Source organism: Streptomyces sp. NPDC031426 (assembly GCF_055581585.1).
Genome location: NZ_JBVIJE010000019.1, coordinates 83,297 through 105,815 on the forward strand (window position 1 = coordinate 83,297; position 22,519 = coordinate 105,815).

The 22,519-nt window shown below is 70.1% G+C and carries 16 protein-coding genes and 3 pseudogenes; 6 read left to right on the plus strand and 13 right to left on the minus strand.

Features of this window, described 5'->3' with window-relative positions; translation table 11 throughout:
- Nucleotides 1-436: 436 nt before the first annotated feature.
- The 10 genes from ACZ5NH_RS31640 to dnaK form a co-directional block, all read right to left on the minus strand.
- Complete coding sequence (locus tag ACZ5NH_RS31640; protein WP_067043084.1) at nucleotides 437-829, minus strand: DUF2267 domain-containing protein; 393 nt, start codon at nucleotides 827-829, stop codon at nucleotides 437-439.
- Nucleotides 830-1,416: 587 nt separating this feature from the next.
- Complete coding sequence (locus ACZ5NH_RS31645) at nucleotides 1,417-1,917, minus strand: Hsp20/alpha crystallin family protein (protein ID WP_388633101.1); 501 nt, start codon at nucleotides 1,915-1,917, stop codon at nucleotides 1,417-1,419.
- 48 nt (nucleotides 1,918-1,965) lie between these two features.
- Complete coding sequence (locus ACZ5NH_RS31650) at nucleotides 1,966-3,780, minus strand: FAD-dependent oxidoreductase (RefSeq protein WP_451552204.1); 1,815 nt, start codon at nucleotides 3,778-3,780, stop codon at nucleotides 1,966-1,968.
- Entirely contained in the window at nucleotides 3,780-4,043 is a 264-nt protein-coding gene (locus tag ACZ5NH_RS31655) for a UBP-type zinc finger domain-containing protein (protein ID WP_361807592.1), read from the minus strand. The genes ACZ5NH_RS31650 and ACZ5NH_RS31655 overlap by 1 nt, the downstream gene beginning before the upstream one ends.
- A 5-nt stretch (nucleotides 4,044-4,048) precedes the next feature.
- Nucleotides 4,049-4,495, minus strand: coding sequence for a thioredoxin (trxA, locus tag ACZ5NH_RS31660; protein ID WP_468780077.1), 447 nt, complete (start codon nucleotides 4,493-4,495; stop codon nucleotides 4,049-4,051).
- Nucleotides 4,492-7,131 carry an ATP-dependent chaperone ClpB gene (gene clpB / locus ACZ5NH_RS31665; protein ID WP_468780079.1) on the minus strand — a complete coding sequence of 880 codons (2,640 nt, stop codon included), beginning with the start codon at nucleotides 7,129-7,131 and terminating at the stop codon, nucleotides 4,492-4,494. The genes trxA and clpB overlap by 4 nt, the downstream gene beginning before the upstream one ends.
- Nucleotides 7,122-7,529, minus strand: a complete 408-nt coding sequence (locus tag ACZ5NH_RS31670) for a chaperone modulator CbpM (RefSeq protein ID WP_388633091.1) — start codon at nucleotides 7,527-7,529, stop codon at nucleotides 7,122-7,124. Before ACZ5NH_RS31670 ends, clpB begins: the two co-directional genes overlap by 10 nt.
- Nucleotides 7,526-8,479, minus strand: a complete 954-nt coding sequence (locus tag ACZ5NH_RS31675; protein ID WP_468780081.1) for a DnaJ C-terminal domain-containing protein — start codon at nucleotides 8,477-8,479, stop codon at nucleotides 7,526-7,528. Before ACZ5NH_RS31675 ends, ACZ5NH_RS31670 begins: the two co-directional genes overlap by 4 nt.
- 6 nt (nucleotides 8,480-8,485) lie before the next feature.
- Nucleotides 8,486-9,094, minus strand: a complete 609-nt coding sequence (locus ACZ5NH_RS31680; protein WP_468780083.1) for a nucleotide exchange factor GrpE — start codon at nucleotides 9,092-9,094, stop codon at nucleotides 8,486-8,488.
- 8 nt (nucleotides 9,095-9,102) lie between these two features.
- Nucleotides 9,103-11,004 (minus strand): molecular chaperone DnaK, encoded by a 1,902-nt coding sequence (gene dnaK, locus ACZ5NH_RS31685; protein ID WP_468780085.1) that lies wholly within the window; start codon nucleotides 11,002-11,004, stop codon nucleotides 9,103-9,105.
- Between the two features lie 276 nt (nucleotides 11,005-11,280).
- On the opposite strand from dnaK, the gene ACZ5NH_RS31690 reads away from it, so the two are divergent.
- On the plus strand, nucleotides 11,281-13,059 hold the full coding sequence (locus ACZ5NH_RS31690) for a PucR family transcriptional regulator (RefSeq protein WP_468780087.1): 1,779 nt from the start codon (nucleotides 11,281-11,283) through the stop codon (nucleotides 13,057-13,059).
- A 335-nt stretch (nucleotides 13,060-13,394) separates the two neighbouring features.
- Here the strand turns inward: ACZ5NH_RS31690 and ACZ5NH_RS31695 are convergent, their stop codons facing one another.
- The gene (locus ACZ5NH_RS31695; protein ID WP_468780089.1) at nucleotides 13,395-14,285 is read right to left on the minus strand and encodes a LysR family transcriptional regulator; all 891 of its coding nucleotides are present in this window, start codon (nucleotides 14,283-14,285) and stop codon (nucleotides 13,395-13,397) included.
- Between the two features lie 134 nt (nucleotides 14,286-14,419).
- Between ACZ5NH_RS31695 and ACZ5NH_RS31700 the strand changes: the two genes are divergently transcribed.
- Nucleotides 14,420-15,739: an MFS transporter gene (locus tag ACZ5NH_RS31700; RefSeq protein WP_468780150.1), complete on the plus strand. Its 1,320-nt coding sequence runs from the start codon at nucleotides 14,420-14,422 to the stop codon at nucleotides 15,737-15,739.
- 101 nt (nucleotides 15,740-15,840) lie between these two features.
- A pseudogene (locus ACZ5NH_RS31705) lies at nucleotides 15,841-16,685 on the plus strand (aldo/keto reductase).
- 3 nt (nucleotides 16,686-16,688) lie between these two features.
- On the opposite strand, the pseudogene ACZ5NH_RS31710 reads toward ACZ5NH_RS31705, so the two are convergent.
- A pseudogene (locus ACZ5NH_RS31710) lies at nucleotides 16,689-16,898 on the minus strand (transposase); the annotation flags it as partial.
- Between the two features lie 549 nt (nucleotides 16,899-17,447).
- Here ACZ5NH_RS31710 and ACZ5NH_RS31715 point away from each other — a divergent pair.
- The gene (locus ACZ5NH_RS31715) at nucleotides 17,448-17,897 is read left to right on the plus strand and encodes a DUF1931 family protein (protein WP_468780091.1); all 450 of its coding nucleotides are present in this window, start codon (nucleotides 17,448-17,450) and stop codon (nucleotides 17,895-17,897) included.
- A gap of 505 nt (nucleotides 17,898-18,402) precedes the next feature.
- Here ACZ5NH_RS31715 and ACZ5NH_RS31720 read toward each other — a convergent pair.
- Nucleotides 18,403-19,004: pseudogene (locus ACZ5NH_RS31720) on the minus strand (ABC transporter); the annotation flags it as partial.
- A 575-nt stretch (nucleotides 19,005-19,579) separates the two neighbouring features.
- Between ACZ5NH_RS31720 and ACZ5NH_RS31725 the strand changes: the two are divergent.
- Nucleotides 19,580-20,713 (plus strand): hypothetical protein, encoded by a 1,134-nt coding sequence (locus tag ACZ5NH_RS31725; RefSeq protein ID WP_468780093.1) that lies wholly within the window; start codon nucleotides 19,580-19,582, stop codon nucleotides 20,711-20,713.
- A 292-nt stretch (nucleotides 20,714-21,005) separates the two neighbouring features.
- Complete coding sequence (locus tag ACZ5NH_RS31730) at nucleotides 21,006-22,181, plus strand: glutathione-independent formaldehyde dehydrogenase (protein ID WP_388633066.1); 1,176 nt, start codon at nucleotides 21,006-21,008, stop codon at nucleotides 22,179-22,181.
- Nucleotides 22,182-22,519: the final 338 nt, after the last annotated feature.

The window sequence follows — 22,519 nt, forward strand, 5'->3', positions numbered from 1 at the left end:
TCGCTGCCTGAAATGTCCTGGCCCAGGTTGGCGCACCATTGGAGGAGCCAGCCATCGGGCCGGACTGCTGGGCCGGCTGTCCGCTGGACAACGACAGCGCCTGCGCTGCCCGCCGTCGCAGGCGTGCTCGGCGGACCGGCCGATGCCGGCACTGCTCAGCGACCGGCGGTCCGGTGCCGGCGGCCGGCCCTTCGAACGCATGAGTTGGACATGGTCGCCACCTGTCCGTCGTACATTCCCAGGCGCTGCTGTCACAGAAAGGGGATCCGACGGAATGCGAGCGGTCCCCTCCATGCCACGTCATCCACGGCCGTCCTTCCGGAAGTTCCGGACAGAGCGTTCCGAACCCCTCACACTTCGGCAGCAGAACACGAAAATCCATCCCATAGAACTGTCAGACGGTCATCACGCTCAGCAACCACCGCGCCTCACGGACTCAGTCCGCGAGGTCGGCCTTGCCGAACAGGACCGCGTAACTGGAGGGGAGCTGGCTGATGATCTGATTCAGCTCTCCGCCGGTGACAGCGTCGGCGACGGTGGTCAGAACTGCGCTGGCGTCCCACTGCGCCGTACGCGGCCGGGCATGGGTGCGCTCGGCGACCCGGCGGTAGAACTCTTCGATCCCGAAGCTTCGCGCCTGCTGCGGCGCGGCATGGTCCAGGACTTGTCCCAGCGGGCCGGGCAGCTGGGATGCGAGGTCCTTGACCTCTCCCGGGCTGATCCGTTGGGCCAGCACTTCCAGCACGGCGTTGGTGACGTCCGCGGCTTCATCCTGGTCGTTGTATTCGCCTCGCTCGCGCACACGGGCGAGGAATCCGTCGTATTTCATAGCTGACTTCCTTCTGCCTTGGTCACCGCTGGTCACGAGGGTCGCCCGGTGCGCCGTCGGGCCGGCCGGGTCCGTCCGCCGGCGCGCAGCTGCCGTTCGCAAGGCCCTTGGCCCGAGACTCACGCAGGGCACGGCGGAGGCGCCGGGGGCTCCAGGAACGGCCGCCCACCGCCTGTTCGAGTCGGTCGCCGCTCGTCGGGCCGGCTTCTTGGAGCGCGTGGGTTATCCGTTCGATTTCGTCGTCGAGGCGTTGTCCGGCCATGGCGGACGTACGACCTGCCGTGCCCGCGGTGCCGGCCATCCTCGGCGAGTACAGGGTGCTGCCCGGTCCGGTGCCCGGGCGGTAACGGCGGGCTCCTGCTCCCGGCGGCGGGCGGTGCGGTCGGCGCTTTTCAGGACCTAGCTCACCGTCGGACAGGCCGAGTTCGCTCCCGCGTAGGCCATGAAGAAGGTCAGCGAGACCAGCAGGAAGAACCGCCAACGGTGGGGAGCCACGTAGCACGTTTCTCCGCCGCCGTGAGGGGTGTCGAGCCTCGCCGGCCCGGCCGCAGTGCCGGATGGGTGCCCGGAACCGCGGCGCTCGCGTCTCAGCCGCTGCTCTCGGTGCTTCCACTCGTCTCGGTGATCTCGACGTGTCGCGGCTTTGCGACGTCGGCCTTGGGGACGGTGATGCTGAGCACTCCGTCCTGCATCTCAGCCTTGATCTTGTGGGTGTCCAGTTCTCCGGGCAGCCGCAAACGGTACTCGAAGGCTCCGACGCGGCGGGTGCTGCGGCGCAGGACACCCTTGCGCTCCCGCTCCTTGATCTCTCCGGTGACCACGAGTTCGGGACCGTTGGCCTCTACGTCGATGTCCTTGCTCTTCACTCCGGGGAGTTCGATCTCTATGTGGAACGCGTCCTCGGACTCCGACACGTCCGCGAGAGGCGTCCACGCAACCGCGGGTGCCGCGCCCACCGTCGACTCCAGCAGGCCGCTCATCTGGTTGAGCAGTTCGTCGAACTCGACCAGGGGATTGAGAGGGGTGGGTGCCCAGACGGGCCGCTCCTGCAGGCCGCCACCGCGGTGGCGCCGGACGGGCATGGCCATCGCCATCGCCTCCTTCTTCCTTCTCGTGATCTCATCGTCCGCCATTCGTCATGCGAGCCATGCGGACTCCTTGTGACGTATGCGTGGGGAGACGTCCGAGTGGCCCGCGACAGCTGACGTGCCCGTGGTGCCGGGTACGGCCGAGTGCCCCAGGTGCCGGTGCACGAAGTGGATGGCCATCGCGCCCTCACCGGCCGCGGAGGCCACCCGCTTCACCGAGCCGCTGCGGACGTCCCCTACCGCGAAGACCCCGGGCAGGCTGGCCTCCAGGGTCATGCACGAGCGCCCGCGGCCGTGCCACACCTCGGGGTAAGCGCAGGCTTCCTGGGCCTCCGGCCCGGTGAGGACGAAGCCGCGGGAGTCGAGGGCGATGATGCCGGCGAGCCACTCGGTGTGAGGTTCGGCGCCGGTGAAGACGAACAGGCTCCGTACCGCGAGCCGGCGGTGCCCGCCCGTGCGGTTGTCGACCACGTCGAGCTCCTCCAGCACTTCCTGGCCGATGACCTCGGTGACCTCGGTGTGCAGCATGACCTCCACCCGCGGATGGCGCTCGACCTGGTCGACCAGGTAGCGGGACATGTTGGCCTCAAGGCTGGCTCCTCGGACCAGCAGGTGCACCTTCGGCGCGTACCCGGCGAGGAACAGCACCGCCTGGCCCGCCGAGTTGCCTCCGCCGACGACGGCCACCGGGTCGGTGCGGCACTGCTGGGCCTCGTAGACGGTCGCCGAGTAGTGCACGCTCGTTCCCTCCAGGCGTTCGATGCCGGGCACCTGGAGCCGGCGGTAGCGGGCACCCATGGCCAGGACGACGGCGCGGGCGGCGATCTCGCTGCCGTCGGCGAACGCCACCACGTAGTGGTCCTCGTCCTTGGCATGGAGGCCGGTCGCCTCCAGCGGAAGGCTGATCCTGGCGCCGAACTTGTCGGCCTGGAGCACGGCGCGCTCGGTGAGTTCGGCGCCGGAGATGCCGGATGGGAAGCCGAGCAGATTCTCGATGCGGGACGACGTGCCGGCCTGGCCGCCGGTGGCCATCGCCTCCACCACCGTGGTGCTCAGGCCCTCGGAGGCGGCGTACACCGCGGCAGCGAGGCCGGCGGGTCCGGAGCCCACGATGAGGACGTCGCCGTGACGGTTTCCGGCGGGTAGTGACGGCAGGCCGATGAGCCGGGCCAGTTCCGCGTTGCTGGGGTTGCGCAACAGGGTGGTGTCCCGCCAGATGACGAGTGGTGTCTCCGCCGGGCCGACGCCGAAGCGGCGCAGCAGCTCCTCGGCCTCCTGGTCGGTCTCCAGGTCGATCCAGCGGTGCGGCAGCCGGTTGCGGACGGCGAACTCGCGCAGCCGTCTGGTGTCGGGCGAGTAGCGCGAGCCGACGATGCGGAAGCCGGCGCCCTGTCCGACGAGCAGCGCGCGACGGCCCAGACAGGCACGCAGCACGACGTCCCCGATGCTGGAGTCCTGGGACACCAGGTGGCGCAACTGGTCCAAGGAGACGACGAGGACCTCGCCCGGCTCCCTGGCGACAGCGGTGTAGAAGGCCACTTGTCCGTACAGCAGGCCGAGTTCGCCGATGAAGCGACCGGGGCCGTGCACGCGCAGCACGTGCTCCTCGGGAGTGCCGTAGTCCTCGACGACGGCGACGGAACCGCTGAGGACGACGAAGAACGTCTCGCAGCGCTCCCCCTCCCGGATCAGCACGTCGTTCGGAGCCATGCTCCGGCGTTGCCCGTGCTCCGCCAGACGTGCTATCTGGTCCTCCGTGAGGCGCGGATACGCGCCGTAGATGTCCGGGGTCTCCCAGAAGGCGGCCTCGTCCGCTTCCTCCGGCACCGGTTCTTCGCCCGGCAGCGACTGGTCGCCGGACATCAGACGAACGCCTCGTGAACGTAGCACCAGCGCCAATCCTCGCCGGGCTGGAACGACTGCACGATCGGATGGGCGACGGCAGCTGCGTGCCTGCGCGCGTGCTTGTTCGGCGAGGAGTCGCAGCAGCCGACGTGCCCGCAGGTCAGGCAGAGTCTCAGGTGGACCCACGGGGAGCCGAGCATCAGACACTCCTGACACCCTTCTGGGGTCAGCGGCTGGACCGGCCGGACGAGCGCGAGGTGGGGGTCTGCGTGCAGGGTCATCCGGATCACCCTTTCCGGGCGGTGATCGACTGTTCCACCCACTGGCGCAGAGCGGGGGCGGGCGCCGCCCCCGCCTGCCGGGCGACCGTCTCGCCCCGGTCGAGGATCAGCAGTGTCGGTACGGCCTGGACCTCGAAACGCTGCGACAGTCGCGGGTTCTTGTCGACGTCGACCTTGACGAGTTTGATTCGGCCGGCCAGATCGGTGGCGACCTTCTCCAGTGCGGGGCTGACCATGCGGCAGGGACCGCACCAGGTGGCCCACAGGTCGACCACGACGGGGACGTCGGCCCTCTCGGCGACCTCGGTGAAGTCGTCGTCGCCCGCGTCCACCATCCACGGCAGAGGCTGCTTGCAGTGGCCGCACCTGGGGCGGCCCTCCGCGGCCACGGGCACCCGGTTGGTGCGCCCGCAGTTGGGACACCTGACGGTCGTCGCCTGCATCGTGCTCATGCCGCCCGCGCTCCCTTCACGTCCTCGGGCTGGTCGTAGGTGACTACCAGCTCTCCATGTTCGGCGTCGACGCGGACCGTCGCGCCGTCCTGGACGTCACCGCGCAGAAGGGCGCGCCCGACCATCGTCTCGACTTCGTGGGAGATGTAGCGGCGCAGCGGCCGGGCCCCGTACACCGGGTCGTAGCCCTGGTGGGCGATCACTTCCCGGGCAGCATCGGTGAGTTCGACGGTGATGCGGCGTTCGGCGAGCCGGCGGCGCAGCTCGTCGAACTGCAGCTCCACGATCCGCTCGATCTGCCGCTCGCCGAGCGGTTTGAACAGCACGATGTCGTCGACGCGGTTGAGGAACTCCGGGCGGAAGTGCCCGCGCAGCTCGCCCATCACCAGGGCGCGGGCGTCGGGCTTGATCTCGCCCTCGGCGGTGGCGCCGTCGAGGAGGTGCTCGGAGCCGATGTTCGACGTCATGATGATCACGGTGTTGCGGAAGTCGACGGTTCGGCCCTGGGAGTCGGTGATGCGGCCGTCGTCGAGGACCTGCAGCAGGGTGTTGAAGACATCGGTGTGCGCCTTCTCGATCTCGTCGAACAGCACGACCGAGTACGGCTTGCGGCGTACGGCCTCGGTGAGCTGGCCGCCTTCCTCGTAGCCGACGTATCCGGGTGGTGCGCCCATGAGCCGGCTGACGGTGTGCCGCTCCTGGTACTCGCTCATGTCGAGGCGGACCATGTTCTCCTCGGAGTCGAACAGGGCCGCCGCGAGGGTCTTGGCCAGCTCGGTCTTCCCGACGCCGGTGGGGCCGAGGAAGATGAACGAGCCGATGGGGCGGCGCGGGTCGCGGATGCCGGAGCGGGCGCGGATGATGGCGTCCGCGACGAGTTTGACGGCCTCGTCCTGGCCGATGACGCGCTCGCGCAGGATCTCGTCGAGGCGCAGCAGCTTCTCGCGTTCGCCCTCCTGGAGACGGGCGACGGGGATGCCGGTCCAGGCGGCGACGATCTCGGCGATCTCCTCCTCGGTGACGACCTCGCGCAGCAGCCGGTTCTGCCCTTGTTTGGTGGCCAGTTGCTCCTCCTCGGCCTTCAGCCGGCGCTCCAGGTCCTGGAGGCGGCCGTAGCGGAGTTCGGCGGCGCGGTTGAGGTCGTAGGCGCGTTCGGCCTCCTCCGCCTCGTGGCGGACCTGCTCCAGTTCCTGGCGCAGCTCCTGCACGCGGCGGATGGCCTGCCGTTCGGCCTCCCACTGGGCGTGTTTGGCGTCGGCCTCGCCGCGCAGGTCGGCCAGTTCCCTGCGCAGTTCCTCCAGGCGAGTTTTGCTGGCGGGGTCGGTCTCCTTGGACAGGGCCGCCTCCTCGATCTCCAGGCGGGTGACGCGGCGGGTGATCTCGTCGAGTTCGGCGGGCATCGAGTCGATCTCGGTGCGCAGCCGGGCGCACGCCTCGTCGACGAGGTCGATGGCCTTGTCGGGCAGGAACCGGTCGGTGATGTAGCGGTGGCTGAGGGTGGCCGCGGAGACCAGTGCGGTGTCCTGGATCTTCACGCCGTGGAAGACCTCGAGGCGTTCGCGCAGTCCGCGCAGGATGGAGATGGTGTCCTCCACGCTCGGCTCGTCGACCAGGACCTGCTGGAAGCGGCGTTCGAGGGCGGCGTCCTTCTCGATGTGCTTGCGGTACTCGTCGAGGGTGGTGGCGCCGATCATGTGGAGTTCGCCGCGGGCGAGCATCGGCTTGAGCATGTTGCCCGCGTCCATGGCCCCTTCGGCGGCGCCCGCGCCGACGACGGTGTGGAGTTCGTCGATGAAGAGCAGGATGCGCCCCTGGGCGGCCTTCACCTCGGACAGCACGGCCTTGAGGCGTTCCTCGAACTCGCCGCGGTACTTGGCGCCGGCGACCAGGGAGCCCATGTCGAGGGCGAACACCGTCTTGTCGCGCAGGCCCTCGGGGACGTCGCCGCGAACGATGCGCTGGGCCAGGCCTTCGACGATGGCGGTCTTGCCGACGCCGGGATCGCCGATGAGGACGGGGTTGTTCTTGGTCTTGCGGCTGAGGATCTGGGTGACGCGGCGGATCTCCGCGTCACGGCCGATGACCGGGTCCAGCCGCCCGGACCGAGCCTCGAGGACGAGGTCGCGGCCGTACTTCTCCAGAGCCTCATAGGCCACTTCCGGGTTGGCGGAGGTGACGCGCTGGTTGCCGCGGACCTGGGTGAGCGCGCTCAGGAACGAATCCCGGGTCACGCCGTGCTCCTTGAGCAGGCGTCCGGCGGCGGTCGCCGAGCCCTCCTCGGCCAGGGCGAGCAGGAGGTGCTCCACGGACACGTACTCGTCCTTGAGGCGTTTGGCCTCCCGCTCGGCGGCATCGAGCAGGCGGGACAGGCGCTGAGTGACGAAGACCTGGCCGGGTGCCGCGCCGGGACCGGTGACCTTCGGGCGGCGGGAGAGTTCCTCGCGCACGGCCGCGCGCAGCTCCTTCGGCTCGGTGCCGGCCTGTTGCAGCAACCGTGGGATCAGACCGTCCTCCTGATCGAGAAGCGCGAGCAGCAGGTGTTCCCCGTCGACCTCGGTCTGCCCCATGCCGACGGCCGCGCTCTGGGCCTCTTGGAGTGCTTCCTGGGACTTCTGCGTGAGACGGTTCATGTCCATGGGGGTGTTTCACTCCTCGTGCCGGCGCGGCGCAGGGCGGCTTCGAGCATGCTGATGCGGTCCAGCAGGTCGAGCACCAGGCCGATGGATGCGTAGTTGAGGCAGAGTCCGGAGCGCAGCCGCTGGATACGGGCGAGAACCGCCGGGGCCGTGGGGTCGAACACCAGTCGCCCCGCGGAGTCGCGTTCGGCGTCGACCAGGCCGAGGGCGACGAACCGGCGGATCAGATCGGGGTGGAGGCCCGAGCGACGGGCCACGGCGGCCAGGGAGAGCCTGGGGACGGGCACGAGCGCGTACCGGACAGCCGTCGAGGCGGTGATGTCGGCGCCCGTTCGTACCGGACGGGCGCCCACGCCGGCCCGGCCGATGCCTCCCGCTCCCGCGGGTCGTTCGTTCATCGCGTCCTCCTGGGGTCGAACGAGGAGGTGGCGGCGAGCTCCTCGAACAGTTCGCGCTCCCGGTCGCCGAGGGCGGGAGGCACCATGACGCGAAGTTCGGCGTACAGGTCGCCGTTCGCGCCTCGCGGGTTCGGCATGCCCTCGCCGCGCAGCCGCAGCCGCCGGCCGCTGGACGAGCCCGCGGGCACCGTGACCTTGGCCGTGCCGCCGCCGGGGGTGGGCACCGGCACGGTCGCACCCAGGGCCGCCTCCCACGGGGCGACCGGGACCTGGACGTGTACGTCACGGCCGTCCAGCCGGAACCGGGGGTGGGGCTGGATACGCACCCGCAGGTACAGGTCGCCCGCGGCGGCGTCACCACTGCCCTGGCCACCCTCACCCGCCAGCCGGATGCGCTGCCCGTCGGTGACGCCCGGTGGCACGTCGACCTCGTAGCGCCGCGGCTGCCCGGTGGGGCCGGCGAGTGCGACGGTGCGACGGCCGCCTCGGTACGCCTCCTCGACGGTGAGCGGCAGTTCGGCCTCCTGGTCCGCTCCGGGGACGCCGCCTCGGGCGGCGCCGGCTCCGAACATGGAGCTGAGCAGGTCCTCGATGTCGATGCCCTCCGCGCCGAAGTCGTCGCCGAAGCCGGTGGCGTACCGGACGCGAGGACCGCCACCGCCTGCGGTCCTCCGAGCGCGGAAGCCGCCGCCCGCTCCAGCCGCGACCCGTTCGTCGAAGTCCTCGGGGATCTTGCGGAAGTCCTCGCCGAAGCGGTCGTAACGGGCCCGGGTCTTCGGGTCCGACAGGACGCTGTATGCCTCGTTGAGGTCCTTGAAACGCTCCTCCGCCCCGGGGTCCTTGTTGACGTCGGGGTGGTACTTGCGGGCCAGCTTGCGATATGCCTGCTGGATCTCGTCCTGGCTCGCGGTCCGCGACACGCCCAGCACCTCGTAGAAGTCCCGTGCCATGACCGGTCACTCCCGCTTCGCGACCGTCACGGCGGCGGGCCTGAGCTGCCGTTCGCCGTCCCCGTAGCCGGGGCGCAGCACCTCGACGACGGTTCCCGGTGGGGCGTCGGGGTCCTGGACGACGCCGACCACCTCGTGCCGGGCCGGGTCGAAGGCGACGCCGGTCTCCGCGTGCCGCGGGTAGCCGAGCAGTTCGAGGACGTTCACCGCCTGGTCGCGTACGGCCCGGACGCCCTCCACGATCGCACCCGGATCGGCGCCGGCATGGGTCAGGGCGAGCTCGAGGTTGTCCAGGACGGGCAGGAAGGCGGCCGCCGTGCGGGACCGCTCGACCGCCCGTTCGCGCTCCAGTTCCCTGGCGTGACGCTTGCGAAGGTTGTCGAGGTCGGCCAGCGCGCGCCGCCAGCGGTCCTCCAGTTCCTGGATCATGGTCGTGTACTCGTCCTCGGCAGGCGCGGGGCCGGCGGCATCGGGTCCCGGTTCGCCGTTCGCCGCTTCGGGCCGGGGCGGGCCCGGTTGGGGCAAATCTCCGCGAGGAGGGCGTCCGGCGCCTTCCGGGACCCGTACGCCCGGATCCGACGCGGCCCGGTCGGGTTCCTGGGGGCGGCTGGACATGGCGCGCCTCAGCCCTTGTCGAACTCGGCGTCGATGACATCATCGTCACCGCCACCGCCACCCGTGGGACCGCCGGTGGCGGCGTCCTGGCCGGGACCGCCGTCCGTGGCGGCGGCGCCCTGATGGGCCGCCAGCCCGGCGAGCACCTGCTGGAGTTCGGAGGTCAGAGGTCGCACGCGCTCCACACCCGCCTCTTCCTTGACCGCCGCCCGGGCGTCGGACACGAGCATCTCGGCGCGTGCCTTCTCGTGCGCGGGCGCTGCGTCGCCCAGTTCGGCGAGGCGCTTCTCGACCTGGTAGGCGACGGCGTCGAGCTCGTTGCGGGCGTCGACGGCCTCGCGGAGTGCCTGGTCCTGGCCCCGGTTGCGCTCGGCCTCCTGGACCATGCGTTCGACCTCACTGCGGTCCAGGTTGGAGCTCTCGCTGATGGTGATGCCCTGTTCTTTGCCGGTGTCCCGGTCACGTGCCTTGACGTTGAGGATGCCGTTGGCGTCGATGTCGAAGGTGACCTCGATCTGCGGTTCGCCCCGCGGCGCCGGGCGGATGTCGGTGAGCTGGAACCGGCCGAGCACCCGGTTGTCGGCGGCCCGTTCGCGCTCGCCCTGGAGGACCACCACATCGACGGCCGGCTGGTTGTCCTCGGCGGTGGAGAAAGTCTCGCTGCGGCGCACCGGGATGGTGGTGTTCCGCTCGATGATCTTCGTCATCACTCCGCCGCGCGTCTCCACGCCCAGCGACAAGGGTGTGACGTCGAGCAGCAGGACGTCCTTCACCTCGCCCTTGAGCACCCCGGCCTGGATCGCGGCGCCCAGGGCCACGACCTCGTCGGGGTTGACGCTCATGTTGGGTTCCTTGCCGCCGGTCAGCCGGCGGACCAGAGTCTGGACAGCGGGGATGCGGGTGGAACCGCCGACGAGGATGACCTCGTCGATGTCGCTCTCACCGACCTTCGCGTCGGCCATCGCCTGCTGCACCGGTCCCAGGCAACGCTCCACCAGGTCGCCGGTGATCTGCTCGAAAGTGGACCGCATGATCGAGTCGGTGAGGTGCTTGGGGCCCGAGGCGTCGGCGGTGATGAACGGCAGGCTCACCTGCGTCTGCGTCACCGAACTGAGCTCGGTCTTGGCCTTCTCCGCCGCCTCGAACAGGCGTTGCAGCGCCTGCGGGTCCTTGCGCAGGTCGATGCCGTTCTCCTTCTGGAAGTCGTCCGCGAGGTAGTCCACCAGACGCCGGTCGAAGTCGTCGCCGCCCAAGTGGCTGTCACCAGCGGTGGAGCGCACCTCCACCACGCCGTCGCCGACGTCGAGGATGCTCACGTCGAAGGTGCCGCCGCCCAGGTCGAAGACGAGAACGGTCTCGTGCTCCTTCTTGTCCATGCCGTACGCGAGGGCAGCCGCCGTCGGCTCGTTGATGATCCGCAGCACCTCCAGTCCCGCGATCCGTCCGGCGTCCTTGGTGGCGGTGCGCTGAGCGTCGTTGAAGTAGGCGGGCACCGTGATGACCGCCTCCGTGACCCGCTCCCCCAGCTGCTTGGACGCGTCGTCGGCGAGTTTGCGCAGCACCTGTGCGCTGATCTCCTCAGGCGCGTACAGCTTGTCGCGCACCTTGAAGCGGGCCGCCCCGCCGTCGCCCTCGACGACGTCGTACGCCACCGCCCTGGCCTCGTCGGAGATCTCGTCGAAGTGCCGGCCGATGAACCGCTTGGCCGAGTAGATGGTGCCCTTCGGGTTGAGGATCGCCTGGCGCCGGGCCAGCTGACCCACCAGACGTTCCCCGGTGTCGGTGAAGGCCACTACGGACGGTGTCGTGCGGTTGCCCTCGCTGTTGGGCACGACGGACGGCTCGCCGCCCTCCCACACGGCGATCACCGAGTTGGTGGTGCCCAGGTCGATGCCCACTGCCTTCGCCATGAGGAACTCCTCCCGGTCCGGCGCCTGCGCCGACTCTCCGGATCACGTTCGTTCAGGTAGAGGTGGGATCTCCGCCGTTCCCACGGGTGCGCACGGAGGGTCTCGAGCACTCCCCAGGGTGTCGAACCGGGTGGCTCCACGCCTGCGCCTGGCGAGTCAGGAATGCACGGGTCCGGTCGCCCCACGAGTACGAGAGAAAGAACCCACACGTCTCGGGTAGCCGGCCCGGGACCGGGTACGCGAAAGCCGCTCACCTCCGAAGGACGGAGTGATCCCATGGTCGGCAGTCGGGCGTACAGCCTGTACCACCGCTACTCCGACCGGAAGGGCAACCTTCCGCGGGGCAGCGCCGGGCGGCGCCCCACGGCCGCGCCCAGGGCCCGCCTGCCCGTTCGCACCCCAGCCGCCCATGCCCTCCACGAACTGGTCGCGCTCTCCCGCGCCCAGTTCGACGCTCCGGACGAAGGCGAGATCCTGCGCCTGGCCATGGATCACATAGTCGCCGCGGGGCCGTACCGGGCCGAGGCCGGATACCTCAAGGTGGACGACGACCTGGTCCCCAGCCCGAGGAACGGGCAGACGCATGCCTTGGCCGTGGGCCGGAGGGTCCGGGAGCTGGCCGGGCAGGACGGCAACGTGACCGTAGCCGGCAAGCCCTGGGGCCGCGCCCTGGGTCTACGCGGACCTGGGGGACTCCACGGCTACCTCGTGGTCACGTCCCGCTCCCGGCCCACCAGGGCCCAGCGATCCCTGCTCGCCATGCTCGTCCGGCACACCGCTGCTGCACTGTCAATCGCCTTCGCACACCGCCGCCAACGCGAGGACGCGCTGGAGCTGCGCCGGCTGAGGGAGGAACGCACAGCCCTCCAGCGGCAGCTGATCTCTGTGGTGGCTGAGCTGGGCTACGAGCGAGCCGTTCACGCTCTCATGGCCGGCGTCGCTGCCTCGGGTGGCGGCGAGGAAGCTGTCACCCGCGCACTGCACGGGCTCACTGGGCTTCCCGCGCTGCTCGAGGACCGCTTCGGTCGGCTGAGGTCCTGGACCGGTCCCGACCGCCCCGTCCCCTATCCCGAACCGGACCCCGTGCGCCGGGACGAAATGCTGCACGCCGTCGCCAAAGAGGCCGGGCCGGTGCGGATAAGGGACCGGCTGATCACCCTGATCCGCCCGCACGGCGAGATCCTGGGTGTGCTGGCGCTGGTCGATGCCCGGGACGAGGCCGACGAGCACACCGTACTCGCGCTTGGACACGCCGCCGCGTCGCTCGCCCTGGAGCTGACGCACCTGCGCAATCTGGCCGAAGTGGAGCTGAGGCTGCACCGCGAGCTGGCCGACGACCTCCTGGCAGGGACGGACGAGCCGAGCGCCTACGCCCGGTCCGAGGCAGTCGGACACGACCTGCACGGCAGCCACTACGTCGTAGTGGTGCAGTGGTCGAACCGGACCGCCGACGATTCTTTCGCGCAGACCGTGAGTCGGGCGGCCGTTGCGGTGGGCATGCGCTCGCTGCTGACCCGCCGCTCCGACCACGTCGTCCTCATCACTGGCGACAGGCCGCACGCCCGCGCGTTGTACGAGGCGCTCGCCCGGGAGACCGGGACACGGTCCGGGACGATCGGGGTGAGCGCCCCTTCCGCCTCCCTGAACGACATCCCCCACCACTACCTGGAGGCGCAGCGCGCCCTGGAGGTGCGCCGCCAGTCCCGCGAGCGCTACGGCACGACGTTCTTCGACGAGCTCGGCCTCTACCGCATCCTGGGACCCGGCAGCGATTACCGGGAACTGGAAACGTTCGTCCACGAGTGGCTCGGGCAGCTCATCGACTACGACTCCCGGCACCACGCGGCCATGGTGGAGACCCTGTCCCGGTACTTCGACTGCGGCGGCAATTACGACGAGACCGCCGACTCCCTCGCGATCCACCGCAGCACGCTGCGCTATCGGCTCCAGCGCATCCGCGACATCAGCGGCCACGACCTCGCGAACGTCGAAGACCGGCTGAACCTCCAGGTGGCGACCCGAGTGTGGAAGATCGTGCTGGGCGGACCCGGCTGATGCCTCACTGAACTTCTGCGCGGGCGGTGTCAGTAGCAGTTGGGCGGGCCGCCCTGCTACAGCGCTGCAGTGGGTGGGTGGCCCTTACTCAGATTGATCCAGCGAGGTCGCATCGCGCCAGAAGACGGGGCCTTGGCTCATCACCGCCATCGCCATGATGGGCGGGGCCTCCGGCACCAGCCCGCGAAGGGGCCGAGAAGGTGTCCGACGCCGCCTGTGGACGACGGCAGCGGGAGCGTCAGCGGATGCTGCGGCAGATGTCGCGGCCGGAGCAAGGCGAACGCAGGGGCCCCGGGCACCACCGACCGGTGACGTTCCGGGCCGTGGCCCGGGCGTCACAGGGCGAGGACGTGGAGGTCGACCAGGTCGAGCAGCGCCCGCAGAGCCGAGCTGGGCCGCCGGGTCGACGACGTGCCGAGGTGCATGCTCCAGCGGAGCATGGTGTCCAGGACGTCCAGGACATGCAGGCCGGGGGTGCGGGCAACGGCGAACGCGGGCAGGAAGGCGATGCCCAGACCGTGCCGGACCAGTGCCGCCCCCATGTCGATGTCGGGCACTTCCAGTGCCACCCGGCGTACGACGCCCGCCGCCGCGAACGCCCGGTCGACCACCTCGCGGTTGCCGTAGCCCGGCGGGAAGTCCACGAAGGGCTCCCCCGCGAGGTCCGCAAGTGCCACCTTTCCCCGCTGCGCGAGGGGATGGGCGGCGCTCACCACCAGGACGAGCGGCACGGTGGCCAGCTCCCGTGCGCCGATCCCGGCGGGCTTGCGTTCGGGCAGCGACAGGAAGGCCACGTCAAGGTCCCCGCTGAGCAGCGCCTGCGCCAGTCCCGCCGAGCCGGCCGTCGCCAGCCGCAGCCGGACGTCGATCGCCGGGTGCCGCGCGTGCAGCTGCCCGAGGAGCGCAGGCAGGTCCACCACTTCGACCGAGGCCATGGCGCCCACGTTCACCGTGCCGCGCAGCGTGTCCTGTGCGGCGCGCACGGCGTCCTGGGCGGCCTGGGCGGCGTTCAGGGTGGTCCGAGCCTCCGGCAGTAGCGCGGCGCCCGCCCCGGTGAGCCGGACCTGCTGCGACGTGCGCTCGAACAGCGCGCAGCCGAGCTCGCGCTCCAATGAGCGGATCGCGGCGGACACCCCTGATTGCACCACGTGCAGCCGACGGGCGGCACGCGTGAAACTCAGCTCCTCGGCGACCGCGATGAAGTGCTCCAGCTGACGTAGCTCCACACGAGAAGTATCACTCGCATTGCTGGAGCCCAGCAAAAACATTCGTTGGCACTGATTCTGGCTGGTGAGGAGGATGGAAACCGCCATCCGCTTCCGCCCGAGGAGGGGTACCCCTGCCCGCCGTTCCGACGCCGCTGAGCCGTCCCACAGCCGACGCTCCCGACGACCCGACCCACCGGATCCCAGCACCCGCTCCCGCCGACCTGCCGCCCCGCGCCCCCGCCCGGCGCCGTGCCTCGCACACGACCGGCTTCTGGTTCGTGGCGGTGGCCTTCACCGTGCTGATGGCCTTCGGCACCGCGCCGACCCCGCTGTGGCCGCTGTACGAGGCCCGGGACCACTTCGGCGCGACCACGGTCACGGTGGCGTACGCCTCGATGGTCGCGGGCGCAGCGGCCGCCTTCCTAGGGCTGGGACACCTGTCGGACCGGCTCGGTCGGCGGCGCATCATCGTCCCGGCGCTGCTGGTCGGCATCGTCGCGTCGGTCGTACTGATCGTGTGGCGGGACCTGCCGGGGCTGATCGCGGGCAGGATCCTGAACGGTGTCGGACTGGGGCTGATGGCCTCGACCGCGACGACGTACCTGCACGACCTCCACCACGAGGTCCGTCCGGAACGGACGGGTTCGGTGCTGCCCGGCATCGTGGCCACCGCCGCCAACCTCGGCGGCCTGGCCTCAGGGCCCCTGGTCGCCGGAGCCGCCGCCGAGTGGCTTCCCACGCCCCTGATCACCGCCCAGGCGATCTTCACGCTCGCCATGGCAGTGTGTCTGGCGCTGGTGCTGTGCACCCCGGAGACCGTGGACCTGGAATTGCCCGCGGCCCAACCGCCCAGCAGGTTCGTCCTGCGCCCCGGCGGCCGGCGGGCGTTCGGCGCGGCCGGCGCGCTGGGCGCCTTCGCCTTCGCGATCCTCGGCCTGATCTCCTCCCTCGGGGCGAGCGTGCTCCACGGCACCCTGCACACCGACTCGCACCTCGTGGTCGGCCTGGCGGCCTTCCTCATGTTCGGTTCCGCGGCGGCCGCCCAGCTGGTGCTGGGCCGCCTCCCACTGCCCCGGCTCCTGACCGTGGGGGCAGTGGCCTTCCCGGTCGGACTGGTCCTGTGCGCCGTCGCCCTCTACCACCCGGCGCTCTGGCTCTACCTGGTCGCCGTGTCCCTGTCGGGAGCCGGCTCCGGGCTGCTGTTCAAGGGAGGAGTGGAACGTGCCGGTTCAGTGGCCGAGCCCGCCTCACGCGCGGGGGTCCTCGCCGTGTTCTTCGTCGTCGCGTACCTGGGGATGGGCCTGCCCTCCGTCCTGTTCAGCATCGCCCTGCGGCACTTCGCCGTGCAGACCGCGATGATCGGTTTCGCGACGGTCCTCTCCTGCGGCGCCGTTGTGTCGGTGGTCGTCGCGTTGCGGGATCGCACACCCGGTCCCGGCGAGCTCTCGGCGCAGTCCGCTCGCCCCTCCTGACCTCCCTGCGGCGCATGCGACACGGCTGTCTGGGAGGCGCGGACCTGGACACCCGGTACGGGTGCGCGTGACAGGGATCCGCGGCGGACGGGAGGCCCGAGATGTCTGCGGGATCGGCCAGAACGATCGCGCTCCCCGCCGGTGAGGAGATCGCGGCGCTCGGGCAGGGCACCTGGTACCTGGGTGAGGACCCGGCCCGGCGTGAACAGGAGGTCGCCGCGCTGCGGCTGGGCGTGGACCTGGGCATGACCGTCGTCGACACTGCGGAGATGTACGGCAACGGCGCAGCCGAGGAACTCGTCGGGGAGGCCCTCCGGGGACGCCGGGAAGAGGTCTTCCTCGTCAGCAAGGTGCTGCCCGGCCACGCCGACCGGAAGGGCACCGTCGACGCCTGCGAGGGCAGCCTGCGGCGGCTCCGTACGGAACGGCTGGACCTGTACCTGCTGCACTGGCGGGGACGGTGGCCACTCGAGGAGACCCTTGCGGGATTCACCGACCTGATGGAGGCGGAGAAGATCCGTTACTGGGGCGTGAGCAATCTGGGCGTCGCCGACATGGCCGAGCTGACCACCCTCCCCGGTGGCGACGCCGCGGCCGTCGACCAGGTGCTGTACAACCTCTCCCGGCGCGGCATCGAGTGGGATCTTCTCCCCTGGTGCCGTGAGGCCGGGGTGACGGTCATGGCCTACTCCCCGATCGAGCAGGGGCGGCTCCTGAACGTCGAGGCACTGGATGCAGTGGCCCGGGCCCTCGGAGCAACGCCGGCCCAGGTGGCACTCGCCTGGGCGCTGGAACGGGGGGTGGCCGCGATCCCGCGTTCCGGATCACCCGACCACGTTCGGGAGAACCGCGGCGCGCTGGACCTCCACCTTCCCACCGAGGCGCTCGACGCTCTCGACGAGGCGTTTCCGCGCCTAACGGGCCCACGCCGCTGGAGATGCTCTGAAGGGGTTGCCAGAGTGGCGCGTCCCCCGCGACGCCTCTCCAGCAGCCAGTGCGGGAAGTAACTGCCCCGGCGCAGCTTGGGGATGGCCAGCTCGATCGTCCCGGCCCTCGTGTCCACTCGGGGGGCGATAGCCGTTGCGGTGGTTGACGCGTTCGTCGCTGACCTGCCCGTTTTCGGCATTGCGGGGGTATCGGCCTCCGCGGACATGAGCGCGTGACGCCCTGCGCGCCCGGGTCACGGGCGCACCAGGTCCGCACGCTCACGTCCGCAGGGCACCGCCAGTCGTCCTCGAGCTTCGGACCCCAAGAGGCCGTACCTTGCCTGCTCATGCGGGGAGTGGTTCACCCGGCTTCGCGCAGATCGTTTCGCCGGAAACACGTCAATGGCTTGGCGACAAGAGGGGCAGCTCAGTCGCCGGTATCTCACGAGACACCTCGCACTCTGGAGAAGAACGGCTGCCGCTGCCCATTCTTCAGCCCTCCAGTCCCGCTCCCCCGAGCTGGTCGTGTCGTCCGGTCAGCAATTCTCGTTCGAGGCGTTGCAACGTCGTACGGCCTCCTGCGGACGGACGGCCGTACAGCTGGCCCAGGGATGCCTGCGCACTTCATGCTGCTCTGCTGGGGGAAGAGGGGGCGCCCTTTTTCGGCCTGGAGTGCGGAGGCGCTCGGCAGGGGGCTCTGCGAATCTCGACCGGGTAACAGCCGATGGCGGCGCGGGCGGGAGCGAACGGCGCCGTCCGTTCCCGGTGAGGAGGCGAGAGGCATGACCGTGATGGGTGTGTCGAAGTTCGAGAGCTTCTTCCGCGCCGCCGCAAGCCTCGACGTGGACAGGAACGACCTGAAGCGATACGGCGATTTCGTCGACGCCAAGCTCTACGACCTCCTGGTCGTCGGCCAGGCGTCGGCCAAGGCCAACGGCAGGGATACCGTCGAACCGTGGGATCTACCGATCACCAAGGGCCTCCAGGAGAGCATCCACCGGTTCCGGCGGCTCGACGAGGAGGTCGAGCTGAAGCCGATCCTGGAACAGCTCGCCGCGCACCCTCCCCTCGACAGGACACCCACCCAGGAGGCCGAAGAGCGCTACCCCGAGATCATCGGCGGTCTCAGCGTCGCCCTCGCCGAGACGTTCAAAATCATGTATCCGGATGTCAAAAACCCGCAGACCAGTCACTGGGAGGGCGTCACCGCGGTGTTCGACCGGCTGCTGTAGCAGTCGCGCCCCGGTGCATGTCGCCGGACTCGTCTCAGGCCGGGAAGGCCGAGCCGCCCCGGATCGTCCCAAGGCAGCCGACGGATGCACGGACACCAGTATTTCGGCGCCCGCGACGACGGCTGGACGAAGGTCGTCCTCACTCGGACGGCAGCTTTTACTGACCGCGCACAGACATGCGCTCGGGGCACCGGTACCCAGCCCCTCGCGCTGTCGTCAGGAGCGCGCGAGCCGGGCCGCGAGGCAGGGTGCGGTGGCGCTGCAGGGCGCGCGGCTACCGCCGTCAGCACGCAGAGCGGTACGTCGACGGACACGTCGTGCAGATTGTGGCGGGAGACGCCGCTCAGGTGCAGCCAGCCGTGCGGTGTGCGCGGGCGGTGATCGAGCGGCTGGGCGCGCCCGAACAGGTACTGGCTCGTGGCCGACTCCCCGACCCGCGCAAGACCGGCGACCGGGCCGCTGTACAGCACGCGTCCGCCGCCCTCGCCCGCACCGGGGCCGATGTCGGTCGGTCGATGTCGATCCCCAGGCCGCTCACGACACTGCGCAGGTTGGCGCCCTGCCAGGCGCCCGGCCAGGCGGCGTTCGCCCCCTCGCGGATGCTCAGCGAGGGATCCGGGACGAGCAGGTCCTCGGCGACGTCGTGCACGACGCCCAGTCCGTGGCACTCCGGGCAGGCGCCGGCCGCGCTGTTGGGTGAGAACGACTCGGCTTCCAGCCGTGCGGCCCGGGGCGGATAGGCGCCGCGCGGGAGTACGGCATGCGCAGCAGATTGGACAGCGTGGTGAGGGTGCCGACCGTCGAGCGCGAGCTGGGCGACCCGCGTCGCTGCTGCAGGGCCACGGCCGGTGGCAGGCCGGTGATTTCCTGCACGTGCGGTGCGCCGACCTGTTGCAACAGCCTTCGGGCGTACGGTGCTACGGACTCGAAGTAGCGCCGCTGAGCCTCCGCGTAGAGCGTGCCGAACGCGAGCGAGGACTTGCCCGAACCGGAGACGCCGGTGAAGGTGACCATCGCGTCCCGCGGAACGTCGACATCGATGTTCCGCAGGTTGTTCTCACCGGCGCCCCGGACATGCACGAAGGGGTCGGTCGCGTCCTTGTTCACCGTTCCTGATTACCTGATCGCGCCGCGAACCGCGCGACAGGCGCCGTCACCGGGCCCCGCTCACACGAGCGCCCGGAGAAATCCCGGTATGAGACGCCCCAGGGAACATTCGAGAGAGCGTCACCGTTGACCTGTATGTGGGCGTGAAGGGAACTGTGTCCCCGGGCCTCACCCTTTGCCCATGAGGACGATCGTTCGGCTGAAGCCTTGTGGAGCCCCCGCCGCGAGGCGACCGCCCTTCGCGCCCACTCTCGATCGGCCCCGGCTGGGGATCCCCCGAACCAGTCGGGGCCTTCGCCTGCCCCCTGCCGGCGCACTCCCGGGCCGGACATCGAAGCGGGGTGGCCGGTGGCGCGGCGTGCGGTGCCGACCGGCGTGGCGCGGAGCGGGTGTTCGCGGTGGCGCACGCAACAGTGGCCCCGCGGTGGAGCGGGCCCCGCACGGGGAGGACGAGGAGATCCGACCGTGCCGCCTGCACCTGCTGGTGGGGGCCAGCGTGTCACGCGGTGTCGGCGTTACCTCGAGGGCATCCTGTGGGCACTCGCGATCACGGGGGCAGCCGACGAGAGGGAGTCATGCGGGTGTCGTCTCAGGACGTTACGGTCGTGGCTCTTCTGGCGGATCCGGACGCGCCGACGGAGATCGCGCAGCGCATGGCCCGGATACTTCCTGCTCGGCTCGCCGACAAGTGGGGCCAGGGGCGACGGTTCGACGTCGAGGTGGTCAGTGAGCCCTTCACCACAGGGACCGAGGACCCGCCCACCTTGATGCGCCGGATCCTGGACCGCGGAAGTGCGGAGAGTTGGGACATCCTCGTGGCCCTCACCGACCTTCCGCTGCATTCACACGGGCGCAAGCTCGTGGTGGATCTGAGTCACGAACACGGCTTGGCGCTGCTGTCTCTTCCCACGCTGGGGGGCTTGCGTCTGCAGACAAGGGCCCGGCTGGCCGTGGAAGAAGTCGTGCTCAGCTTGGTGGGCCCGCAGGCCATGGGGGCTGAGGGGCCTCCGGGAAGTCAGCCGCTGCGGGGGCCCTTCATCGGTCTTCTCGCGCCTATCCATCCGGTCCAGGTCGGCGAGGAGGAGATCGCCGATCTGCGGTACGTCGTCAGTGGGCCGCGCGGTTACCTGAGGGTGCTCGGCGGTATGGTTCGCGCCAACCGGCCGTGGCGCTTGGTGCCGGGCTTGTCGAAAGCCCTGGCGGCCGCACTCGCCACGGGAGCGGTCGCCACCGTGAACTCCACCATCTGGAACCTGGCCGAGTCCCTGAGCACGCCACGCCTCGTGATCGCCACTGTCGGGTCCGTCGCGCTCATGATCGGCTGGCTGATCGTGGACGCGCAGCTGTGGCATCGATCAGCGGAGGTCTCGCGGGAGGCGAGGCGGAGGGCGAGGCTCTACAACGCCTCGACGGTCATGACCGTGGGTATCGGGGTGCTCGTCTGCTACGCGGGTTTGATCGTCATCAACTTGCTGTGGGCCCTGTTCATCCTCAACGAGCAGGCATTCGCCTCCGCGACACGAACCCCGCTGCACGCCACGGAATACTTGACGTTGTCATGGTTCGTCGCTTCGGTGGCCACCGTGGGCGGCGCGCTGGGATCCGGTTTGGAGAGCGACGAGGCGATCCGGGCAGCCGCCTACTCCAAGCGCGAACAGGAACGCCGCCGCATGCTCCAGGACGAGGGCGGTGACCAGCTGATGACCTGAGTCGGAGCTTCGCTGGTGATTGGTGGTTGGTGGTCGTCCGCGTACGAAGATTCCGCTGATGGATCGGTGCGTGGTCGTTTCGCGTCGGGGGCCGACGGGAACCCGCACGGCACGCCGCCGGGGCGCCGAAGCTCCCTCCGGCGGGCCGACGGCAAATGACCGCTCCATCTCATCCAGGTGAACGGCCCCCAGAGGCGTGCCGGAGCCCCGGACCCCGTCGCAGCACTTCCGAGAGTCAGGCTCTTTGCGCCCTCTCCATCACCGCCATGCCGCGACATCCAGGGAAGTCACCATGAAGGCAGCGGTATACGAAGGACCGCGAACGGTCGCCGTGAAGGACGTACCGGACGCGAAGATCGAACACCCCTGCGACATCATCGTCAAGATCACCACCACCAACATCTGCGGCTCGGACCTGCACATGTACGAGGGCCGGACCTCGTTCGAGTCCGGCCGCACCCTGGGACACGAGAACATGGGCCAGGTGGTGGAGGTCGGCTCGGCCGTCCGCAAGGTCCAGGTGGGCGAGTACGTGGTCCTGCCCTTCAACATCGCCTGCGGCTTCTGCAAGCAGTGCGAGCAGGGCCTGACCAACTACTGCCTGACCATGCAGCCGGAACCGGCCCTCGCGGGAGCCGCCTACGGATTCGCCGACATGGGCCCCTACCAGGGCGGCCAGGCGGAGCTGCTGCGCGTGCCCTACGGCGACTTCAACGCGCTGCGTCTGGGCGAGGACGCCGCCGAGCGGCAGACCGACTACGTGATGCTCGCCGACATCTTCCCCACCGGCTATCACGCCACCGAGATGGCCCACGTCAAACCGGGCGACCAGACCATCGTCTTCGGGGCCGGTCCGGTTGGGCTGATGGCGACCTATTCCGCCCTCCTCAAGGGCGCCGGCCGCGTCTGGACGGCCGACCACCAGCCCGACCGGCTGCGCAAGGCGGAGGAGATCGGGGCCATCCCGATCAACACCGCCGAGCAGAACCCGGCGGAGGTCGTCAAGGATGCCACCCTCGGTCTGGGCGCCGACAACGGCTGCGAATGCGTCGGCTACCAGGCACACGACCCCCAGGGACACGAGGACGCCAGCCTCACGCTCAACGGCCTGATCGACTCGGTCAGGTTCACGGGCGACATCGGCGTGGTGGGCGTGTTCCTGCCCCAGGACCCCGGCGGCGCGGAGGCCCAGGGCGAGCTGGAGGCGCAGGGCAAGGTCCCGATCGACTTCGGCATGATGTGGTTCAAGGGCCAGCGCATGGGGACCGGGCAGGCGCCGGTGAAGAAGTACAACCGGGCGCTGCGGGATCTGATCGTCGGCGGGAAGGCGAAGCCGAGTTTCGTCGTCTCCCACGAGCTGAGCCTGGACGAGGCCCCCACCGCCTACGAGCACTTCGACGCCCGTGACGAGGGCTGGACCAAGGTGGTCCTGCATCCGAACGGACACGGGAACGGCCACAAGCGGTAAGGAAAACCCGAAGGCCGCCGTCCGCCTGTTCCCGGGGACCGGTCCGGCCGACGAGTGGCGATCGACCCCGGCTCCACCGAGACTGACGGACTGCGTCTCGCTTGCTCTCCGATCGGACCTGAACCAGGGGCGATCGCCTGCGTCCGGCCCGGTAGAACGGATGGCGGACGCCCCGGCTTGTCGGGCACCGATTCGACAGGCCGGGTCTGAACCCGCTCCTGAAGTCAAAGCCGTGGTTGCCGTCTTCGCCGATCCGCGAGGACTTCCGTCAAGGTCTGCAGTGGCGTCCGGCATGTCAGGTTGCGTCCGAGAAGTGGTGTCAGGGTTCGACCCGATCC